Source organism: Kocuria kalidii (assembly GCF_044462225.1).
Taxonomy (GTDB): domain Bacteria; phylum Actinomycetota; class Actinomycetes; order Actinomycetales; family Micrococcaceae; genus Kocuria; species Kocuria kalidii.
The window spans coordinates 1-8,746 of sequence record NZ_JBISWJ010000047.1; the positions used below are offsets into that span (position 1 = coordinate 1).

Annotated in this window: 11 protein-coding genes; 2 read left to right on the forward strand and 9 right to left on the reverse strand. The window is 73.6% G+C overall.

Features of this window, described 5'->3' with window-relative positions; all coding sequences use genetic code 11:
* Positions 1 to 178: 178 nt before the first annotated feature.
* From ACH9D3_RS07100 to ACH9D3_RS07140, 9 genes are all read right to left on the reverse strand, one after another.
* Positions 179 to 400 carry a hypothetical protein gene (locus tag ACH9D3_RS07100; protein WP_396400857.1) on the reverse strand — a complete coding sequence of 74 codons (222 nt, stop codon included), beginning with the start codon at positions 398 to 400 and terminating at the stop codon, positions 179 to 181.
* A gap of 136 nt (positions 401 to 536) precedes the next feature.
* Positions 537 to 1,406, reverse strand: a complete 870-nt coding sequence (locus ACH9D3_RS07105) for an urease accessory protein UreD (RefSeq protein WP_396410393.1) — start codon at positions 1,404 to 1,406, stop codon at positions 537 to 539.
* On the reverse strand, positions 1,403 to 2,056 hold the full coding sequence (gene ureG, locus ACH9D3_RS07110; protein WP_396400859.1) for an urease accessory protein UreG: 654 nt from the start codon (positions 2,054 to 2,056) through the stop codon (positions 1,403 to 1,405). The genes ACH9D3_RS07105 and ureG overlap by 4 nt, the downstream gene beginning before the upstream one ends.
* Positions 2,057 to 2,175: 119 nt before the next feature.
* Positions 2,176 to 2,898, reverse strand: a complete 723-nt coding sequence (locus ACH9D3_RS07115) for an urease accessory UreF family protein (RefSeq protein ID WP_396410394.1) — start codon at positions 2,896 to 2,898, stop codon at positions 2,176 to 2,178.
* Positions 2,879 to 3,367 carry an urease accessory protein UreE gene (locus ACH9D3_RS07120; RefSeq protein ID WP_396410395.1) on the reverse strand — a complete coding sequence of 163 codons (489 nt, stop codon included), beginning with the start codon at positions 3,365 to 3,367 and terminating at the stop codon, positions 2,879 to 2,881. Before ACH9D3_RS07120 ends, ACH9D3_RS07115 begins: the two co-directional genes overlap by 20 nt.
* 90 nt (positions 3,368 to 3,457) lie before the next feature.
* Positions 3,458 to 5,170: an urease subunit alpha gene (ureC, locus tag ACH9D3_RS07125; protein WP_396410396.1), complete on the reverse strand. Its 1,713-nt coding sequence runs from the start codon at positions 5,168 to 5,170 to the stop codon at positions 3,458 to 3,460.
* Positions 5,167 to 5,538: an urease subunit beta gene (locus tag ACH9D3_RS07130; RefSeq protein ID WP_396410397.1), complete on the reverse strand. Its 372-nt coding sequence runs from the start codon at positions 5,536 to 5,538 to the stop codon at positions 5,167 to 5,169. The genes ureC and ACH9D3_RS07130 overlap by 4 nt, the downstream gene beginning before the upstream one ends.
* 31 nt (positions 5,539 to 5,569) lie before the next feature.
* Complete coding sequence (locus ACH9D3_RS07135; RefSeq protein WP_396400864.1) at positions 5,570 to 5,872, reverse strand: urease subunit gamma; 303 nt, start codon at positions 5,870 to 5,872, stop codon at positions 5,570 to 5,572.
* A 118-nt stretch (positions 5,873 to 5,990) separates the two neighbouring features.
* Positions 5,991 to 6,875, reverse strand: a complete 885-nt coding sequence (locus ACH9D3_RS07140) for a transporter substrate-binding protein (protein WP_396410398.1) — start codon at positions 6,873 to 6,875, stop codon at positions 5,991 to 5,993.
* Between the two features lie 392 nt (positions 6,876 to 7,267).
* Here ACH9D3_RS07140 and ACH9D3_RS07145 point away from each other — a divergent pair, with 392 nt between their 5' ends.
* Positions 7,268 to 7,747 carry a transporter substrate-binding domain-containing protein gene (locus ACH9D3_RS07145; RefSeq protein WP_396410399.1) on the forward strand — a complete coding sequence of 160 codons (480 nt, stop codon included), beginning with the start codon at positions 7,268 to 7,270 and terminating at the stop codon, positions 7,745 to 7,747.
* Positions 7,744 to 8,727, forward strand: coding sequence for a cation transporter (locus ACH9D3_RS07150; protein ID WP_396410400.1), 984 nt, complete (start codon positions 7,744 to 7,746; stop codon positions 8,725 to 8,727). Before ACH9D3_RS07145 ends, ACH9D3_RS07150 begins: the two co-directional genes overlap by 4 nt.
* The last annotated feature ends 19 nt before the right edge of the window (positions 8,728 to 8,746 follow it).

Here is an 8,746-nt window from a genome sequence, read left to right on the forward strand (position 1 = left end):
CCCGCCGCCGCCGGACCGCTCCGTCCGGGGGAGGAGATGACGGACGAGGAACCGGGCCCGGGTCCTCGGGCTGCTCCGGTGCCGGGCGCCGCAGCCCCGGCCCGGCGGTGCCGGTCGCCCGGCGCGGGCAGCGGCGGATCACGCAGGAACACCTCGACGCGCTCGGCGCGCCGGGCGCTCAGACCGCGGTCACGAGCTGGGAGCGGCGCAGACGGTGGTTCCGGACCGACACCAGCCGCCGGAGCCCCGTGCCGTCCTCGAGCACCCACGCGATCCCCAGCTGCGGGGCCACCTCGCTGACCGTGCCGGTGAAGCACGGCCGGCGGTGCTCCCCGGCCTCGACCCGGTCTCCCGGCTGCACCCGGGCCAGACCGAGGATCCATACGTTGTTCGCGGTCACGGGTGACCCCTTCCGAGTCGTGCGACGAATGCTCCCATCCTCGTCCCCGCATGTGGCCACGGCGTTACCGGGCGGTTGAGATCCCATGTCCTCGCATCGACGCGCAGTCCTCGCCGGATTGGAGGGCCGGCGGGGCTCAGTACTTGCGCAGCGCCACGCGCGGCTGCCCCGTCCACCGGGCGCGGAGCAGCGCGGAGACGTCCAGGAGCAGGTCCGTCAGCTCCCCGGAGCCGGGGCCCAGGGCACGGACCACGACCCCGGGCACCGGCAGCTCGGACACACCGCACCTCAGCCCCGGCACCCGCTCCTCCGCCGCGCCGAGCAGGTCGTGGACCTGCTCCACCAGCTCGCGGTCCACCCGCGGGTCCACGACCAGCAGGGACCCGAGGTGCGTACGGCCCTCCAGGAACCCCAAGCCCGCCACGGCATCGTCCCCGGGGTGCAGGCGAAGGTTGTCGAGGACCACCGTGCGCCCGCCCATCCGCACCTCGGTCCGCAGCACCACGCCGCGGTAGCGGAAGACGGTCCCGTCCGGCGCCCACCCGGGGGTCACGACCTCGCCCGCCACGAAGCAGGCCGAGGGATCCATCGACACGGTCGTGGACTGGACGTGGTCGGCGCCCTCGTAGGCGATCAGCTGGTCCGGGAGGTACTCGAGGACCGCACCGGGGCCGAGCTCGAACCGCATGTCCTGCCGGGCCGGGGCGGCCGGGGTGCGGTAGACCTTGGTGGCCGACTGGGTGGTGAGCAGGGTGCTGCCGGCGGCCTCGACCGTGACGTCCAGCTCGTACCGGTCCCCACCGAGGTATCCGCCGCCCGGGTTGACGACCACGAAGCACGGCTGTCCGGACCCGTCCGGCCGGTGCGGGCGCAGCACGCGCAGCGCGCCGGCGTGGAACTGGCGGACGGCCACGGTCCGCCCGCCGCGGGGCCTCAGGACGAGCTCGAGCCGGCCGGTCGGCTCAACGGTCCGCCCGACGGCGCCCGCGGGCGCGACGGCGGTCACGGGACCATGTCCAGCATCAGCACGTCGTGCCGGATCCACGCCAGGATCCGCTCGAGGCCCTCGTCGGTCCGGAGGTTGGTGAAGCAGAACGGCCGGTCCTTGCGGAACACGGCCGAGTCCGCGGCCATGACGTCGAGGTCGGCGCCGACGTGCGGGGCGAGGTCGATCTTGTTGATCACGAACAGGTCGGCCTTGATCATGCCCTGCCCGGCCTTGCGGGGGATCTTCTCGCCCTGGGCCACGTCGATGACGTAGACGGAGAAATCGACCAGCTCCGGGCTGAAGGTGGCGGAGAGATTGTCCCCCCCGGACTCGACGAACACGATCTGCAGGTCCGGGTGCTCGGCGCACAGCTTCTCGATCGCTGCCTCGTTCATCGACGTGTCCTCGCGGATGGCGGTGTGCGGGCAGCCACCGGTCTCGATCCCCACGATCCGGTCGAGGGGCAGCACCCCGTTGCGGGCCAGGATCCTGGCGTCCTCGATCGTGTAGATGTCGTTGGTGATCGCCGCCATCGACACCTCGTGGATCAGGGCCCGGGTGACCCGCTCCACCAGCTGGGTCTTGCCGGCGCCCACGGGCCCGCCCACGCCGATGCGCACGGGGCCCCTGCCGGTCGGTGCGGGAGAGGTGGGGGAGACGGTGGTCATGGGGTACTCCTGGGTCGGTGCGGTCGGTGCGGTCGGTGCGGTCGGTGCGGTCGGTGCGGTCGGTGCGGTCGGTGCGGTCGGTGCGGGGCGCCGTGGGCGTGGAGCGCCCGGTCGGCGGGTCAGGACATGAACATGCGGGCCCGCTGCCAGGTATGGCGCATCTGGGCGATCTCCAAACCGGGGCTGGTCGCCCCGGCCTCGTGGTCGGCCATGCGCCCGATCCGGTCGACGCCGCGGGCGACGTCGTCGTGCAGGGCGCGCAGCACGCGCTGGCCCGCGCTCTGGCCGATGGGGATGCCGCGCACGGCGTTCTGGGTCAGGGAGGTCACGGTCGAGAAGAGGTAGGCGCCGGCGAGCTGCTCCCAGGCCACCCCGAGGCCGGTGCCCACGAGCGCGAAGGCCACGGCGGGGTTGCCCCGGCTCGTGCCGGCGCGCTGCCGCTCCGCGTAGGCCAGCAGCCGGCGCGAGGGGAAGTTCTCGGCGCCGATGCCCGTCATCCGTCGTCCCATCGCGGTCGCGGCGTCCCGCACCTGGACGGGCAGGGCCTGGGCCGCCAGCAGGTCGTCGGCGCGCCACACGGCGTCGTCGTCGGCCGCCGTGGCGACCGCGCGGACAGCCCAGCCCTCCGCGGGCACCACCTGGTGGTGCAGGCAGTGCCGGACCCAGTCCAGGAAGCTCGGCTCGTCGTGGACCGTGCCGTCGTCCACGTAGGTCTCGAGCCCCAGGGAGTGGGTGAACGCGCCGGTGGGCAGGGCGGAGTCCGCCAGCTGCAGGACGGCGAGCGTCCCCGCGAGGGTCCCTGGGGTGCTCGCGGCGGAGCGCTCAGTGGGTGTGCTCGGCATGGCGGAAGGGGACCTCCATCTGCCGGTCGACGCGCGCGAAGCGCACCCCGGCGTCCTGCAGGAAGGCCTCGGCGGTGTGGTCGTATTGGAGCACCATGACCCCGTCGTGGTCCGGGAGCCCCGCGACCTCGGCCGCGGGGCCGAGGAACTGAGCGGGCAGGTGCCGGTTGCCCAGGGCGTGGGCCACGAAGCCCATCTGCTCGATCGTGGCGGGAGCGACGACCAGGACGTCGGTGGGCAGGGTCGAGACGACCACGGCGTTGTGCCCGTCCCGGTGCAGGATGTCCCCGTCCTGGAGTTCCCGCCGCGTGGTCAGGCGGATCCCCACCTCGGTCCCGTGGTCGGTCACGACCCGCTGGACGCGCCTGCGCAGCTCGGACCCGGAGAGCGCGATCCGCTCCAGGTGCAGATCGGAGCGCTCCTGCTCGGTGAGGTCGGCCAGGTTGCCGACGACGGCTTCGACGATCACGGGTGCGGGTCCTCTCGGGGTGTTCGGGATGCTGGGGACGTCCGGGACGTCCGGGGCGGCCGGGTGCACCGGACGGTGCCGGCGGACCGGTCAGAACAGGAAGTAGCGCTGGGCCATGGCGAGCTCCTCGGCGGGTTCGCACGTGACGAGCTCACCGTCCACCCGGACCTCGTAGGTCTGCGGGTCCACCTCGATCTGCGGGGTGGCGTCGTTGTGCCGCATGTCCTTCTTGGACAGCCCGCGGATCCCGCCCACGGGCACCACCCGCTTGCGCAGGCCCAGCCGCTCGCCCACGCCCGCCTCGGCGGCGGCGCGGGACATGAAGGTGATGGAGTTCGCGTGCGGGGCGGTGCCCTTCGCGCCGAAGGCGTCCCGCATCAGCTGCGGCTGCGGCGTGGGGATCGAGGCGTTGGGGTCGCCCATCAGGGAGTGCACGATCTGCCCGCCCTTGAGCACGAGCTGCGGCTTCACCCCGAAGAACACCGGGTCCCACAGCACGAGATCCGCGAACTTGCCGGTCTCCACCGAGCCCACGACGTCGGCGATCCCGTGCGCGACCGCCGGGTTGATCGTGTACTTGGCCACGTAGCGCTTCAGCCGGGCGTTGTCCCCGCGGCCGGTCTCCTCCGGCAGGGGGCCGGTGCGACGCTTCATCTGGTCGGCGAGCTGCCAGGTGCGCAGCACCACCTCGCCCACGCGGCCCATGGCCTGGGAGTCCGAGGACGTCATGGAGAAGACCCCGAGGTCGTGCAGGACGTCCTCGGCGGCGATCGTCTCGGGGCGGATGCGGGAGTCCGCGAACGCCACGTCCTCCGGGATGTCCGGGTTGAGGTGGTGGCAGACCATGAGCATGTCCAGGTGCTCCTCGGCCGTGTTCCGCGTGAACGGCAGAGTGGGGTTCGTGGAGGACGGCAGCACGTGGGACAGGGCCGCGATGCGGATGATGTCCGGGGCGTGGCCGCCGCCGGCGCCCTCGGTGTGGAACGTGTGGATCACCCGGCCGCCGATCGCCGCCACCGTGTGCTCGAGGAAGCCGCACTCGTTGAGGGTGTCGGTGTGGATGGCCACCTGCACGTCGTGCTCCTCGGCCACGGCCAGGGCCGTGTCGATCGCGGCCGTGGTGGCCCCCCAGTCCTCGTGGATCTTCAGGCCCACGGCGCCGGCACGGATCTGCTCCGCGAGGGGCTCGGGGGTGCTCGCGTGGCCCTTCCCGAGCAGCCCGAAGTTCATGGGGTAGTCGTCGAGGGCCCGGAACATCCGGGCCAGGTGCCACGCCCCCGCGGTGATGGTGGTGGCGTTGGAGCCCTCGGCCGGGCCGGTGCCGCCGCCGAACATCGTGGTGATCCCGGAGGACAGGGCGGTGCCGATCTGGTCGGCGCCGATGAAGTGGATGTGCGCGTCGATCCCGCCCGCGGTGAGGATCCGCCCCTCGCCGGCAATCACCTCGGTGGAGGCCCCGATGAGGATGTCGACGCCGTCCATGATGTCCGGGTTGCCGGCCTTGCCGATCGCGCTGATGTGACCGTCCCGCAGCCCCACGTCCGCCTTGTAGATCCCGGAGGCGTCCAGGATCACGGCGTTGGTGATCACGGTGTCCACCACGCCGTCGTCCCGGGTCAGCCGGCCGTTGTGGCCCATGCCGTCCCGGATCACCTTCCCGCCGCCGAAGACCACCTCGTCCCCGGGGACCGTGCGGTCGTGCTCCACCTCGAGGAACAGCTCGGTGTCCGCCAGGCGCACCAGGTCCCCGGTGGTGGGCCCGTAGAGGCTCGTGTACTGGGCGCGGGACATCTCGTGGCTCATGGCTGCTCCTTGTCGGGAACGTCGGTGCCGGGAACGTCGGTGCCGGGTGCCGCGGCCGGGGCGTCGAGGGGTCCGTCGACCCGGTTGCCCAGGCCGTGCACCTCGCGGCGCCCCACGAGGGCCACGAGCCGGACCCGCTTGCGGTCGCCGGGCTCGAAGCGCACGGCCGTGCCGGCGGGGACGTCCAGGCGGAAGCCGCGGGCCGCCGCCCGGTCGAACTCGAGCCCGGGATTGGCCTCGGCGAAGTGGAAGTGCGAGCCCACCTGCACGGGGCGGTCGCCACGGTTGACCACGTCCACCTCGGTGGTGGGACGGCCCGCATTGATCACGACGGGCTCGGGCCGCAGGACGTACTCTCCGGGGATCACGGGGCGCTCCTTCCGGGGCGGGGACAGCAGGTCAGCGGATGGGGTCGTGGACGGTGACGAGCTTGGTGCCGTCCGGGAACGTCGCCTCGACCTGGACCGCGTGGATCATCTCCGGCACGCCCACCATGACGTCCTCGCGAGCGAGGATCGTGGAGCCCCAGGACATGAGGTCGGCCACGGTGCGGCCGTCCCGGGCGCCCTCCAGCAGCTCGGCCGTGAGCAGGGCGACGGCCTCCGGGTGGTTGAGCCGCAGCCCCCGCTCCCGGCGGCGGCGCGCGAGGTCGCCGGCCACGACGACCAGCAGCTTCTCCTGTTCGCGGGGTGTCAGGTGCACGGCTCTCCTCGGGACTGCGGGTGCGCAGGGACAGTCGTCAACGTAGGGGCTGCGTGTTACGGCCGGGTTGACCCGGTGTTTCGGGCAGGTGCCGGGAGCACCGGCGGGCCGGCCCGCCTCAGAGCGCGAGCGCCGCCCGCGCGTGCTCCTCCGCCCGCTCCCCGGCGCGGCCGGAGGCGCTGACGCGCCCGGAGTCCAGGACGTACCAGTCGGTGGCCGAGCCCAGCGCGAAGCCGACCCGCTGCTCCACGAGCAGCACCCGGATCCCGGTCCCGGCGGCCAGCTGCAGGATCTTCTGCTCGATCTCCTGCACCACCGAGGGCTGGATGCCCTCGGTGGGTTCGTCCAGGATCAGCAGGGACGGCTCGGTGATCAGGGCCCGGGCGATGGCCAGCTGCTGGCGCTGTCCGCCCGAAAGGAGCCCGGCCCTGCGCTCGAGGAGACCCTCGAGCGCAGGGAACATGGCCAGGGCGCGGTCGACGGCCGCCCGCCCGTTCTGCTGGTTGGTGGTGGCCCCGGTGTAGAAGATGTTGGGGGACGACTCGAGCCCCTCGTACTGGACGGGGTAGAACAGCAGCGAGTCCTGGGCCTCGAAGACCGGGAGCATGGCCTTGCGGCTCGCGGAGGTCCAGCCGCCGAACACCGCGGCCACGCAGTCCTGGCGGATCAGCTTCGAGGCCTTCTCGGCGAACACGGTCGGCTCGCTCGCGCCGTCCTCGGTGACGGGGTCGAGCTCCTTGCCGAGCACCCCGCCGTCGGCGTTGATCTCCTCGATCGCCAGGTGCAGGGAGCGGTTGACGGTCGTCTCGCTCACGGCCATCGTGCCGGAGAGGGAGTTGAGCAGACCCACCTTCACGGTGTCGCCGGAGGTGTCCACGCACGAGGCGGACGGGGCCTGGGCCGCCTGCGCACCCGGCTGCGGGTCGTACTTGGCGCCGCACCCCGTGAGGAGCGTCGCGGACACGAGGGCCGGGATCAGAGCGCGCCGTGCGGAGACCGTCATGCGTCCTGCCTTCCGGGGAGGGGGGGGCGGCGCCGGCCGCGCTCCCGCAGGGTGCGGGACCGGGCTCGGCCGGGATGAGAGCGACGCTAGCCAGCCCGGATTTCGGGGCGGGGGCCCAGACGTTTCCCGTCGGTTTCGGAACGGCCGTCCCGTGTCCCGGCCGGATCGCCGTGCCGGAGGAACCGGTGCTGCGCCAGGGGTGCGGGCGCTTCCCGGTCGGGGGGCCGGGCTTCCGGCAGGTGGTCGAGGCGCTCGCCGAGGTGCTCGACGGCCTCCGCCGGCCGTCCGGCTCCAGCTGTGCGGCGGGGCGCGGAAGGCGGTCCGTATGCTCAGGACGGAGGGAGAGCGCGGTCCGCCGGGACCGCGCGGGCACCCGGAGAGGTCGTGGTGGGATGCCGTGCTCTGCGCGCCCGCTCGCGGTGGCGGTGCTGCTCGTGGTCCTGGTCACCGGGTGCGGCCCGGGGTTCCCGCGGGACCCGTCGGGCACCCTCGACCGGGCGCGCGGTGGTGAGCTGCGGGTGGGGGTCTCGGAGAACCCGCCCTGGACGGAGGTCGCGGACAGCGGCCGGCCCTCCGGGGTCGAGATCGAGCTGGTGGAGGACTTCGCCGAGCGGGTCGACGCCGACGTCGTGTGGTATCCCGGGGCCGAGGGTCAGCTCCTGCGCTTGCTCGAGACCGGTGACCTCGACGTCGTCGTCGCGGGCCTGACGGCCGACTCCCCGTGGGGGCAGCGCACGGCCCTGACCCGCCCGCACACCGAGATCGAGACCTGGGACGGGCGCACCGAGCGGTTCGTGCTCGCCACGCGGGCCGGGGAGAACGGCTTCCTCACCGAGCTGGAGCGCTTCCTCGTGGTGCGGGAGGACGGGTGACCCGCCCGCCGGCGCGTGCCCGGTTCGGGACGACCGAACTCACGGACGAGCAGGCGCAGAGGCTGCGGCGCGCGGTGCGCCTCGAGTGGATCAGCATCGGCACGCTCGCGCTCGTCGTCGCGGCCATGGGGCTCGTGGCGGGCCGGTCGCAGGCGATGCGGGCCGCGTGGGTCGAGGACATGCTGTCCCTCCTCCCGCCGATCGTGTTCCTCGTGTCCGTGCGGATCGCCCGGAGGCCCCCGACGCCGCGGCATCCCTACGGGTACCACCGGGTCGCGGGGGTGGGCCACCTGACGGCGGCCGTGGCGCTGCTGGGGGCGGGGGCCGCCCTGGTCGTCGACTCCGGGACGGCGCTCGTGACCGGCGACCGGCCGCAGATCGGGGTGCTGGACGTCCTCGGCACCCCCGTGTGGGCGGGATGGCTCATGGTGGTCGTGGTGCTGGCCACCAGCGTCCCGCCCGTGCTCCTCGGCCGGATGAAGACCCGGCTGGCCGAGGAGCTGCACGACAAGGTGCTCCTCGCCGACGCCGATCTGAACAGGGCCGCCGGGACGGCCGGGCTCGTCACGGCCGCCGGGGTCCTGGGCACCGGGACGGGGCTGTGGTGGGCGGACGCGGCCGCCGCGCTCGTGGTCTCCACCTCGGTCGTCGCGACCGGGGTGCTGCACCTCAGGAGCTCGGCGGCCGGCCTCGCGGACTCCCGCGCCAGCACGTACGACGACGCCGCACCGCACCCTCTCGTCCGGGAGGTGGAGACGGTGCTGCGGCAGCAGCCGTGGGTGCGGGACGTCGGCGTCCGGGTCCGCGACGAGGGCCACGTCTTCCACGTCGAGGGCTTCCTGGCCCCGGCGGCGGGCACGGTCCCGACGCTCGAGCAGCTCGCGGCGGCCCGGCGGCGGTGCCTGGAGCTGGACTGGAAGATCGCCGACGTGGTGCTCGCTCCCGTGGCGGAGCTGCCGGAGGACCAGGTCCCGCGCTGACGGCCGTCACCGCCGGCGG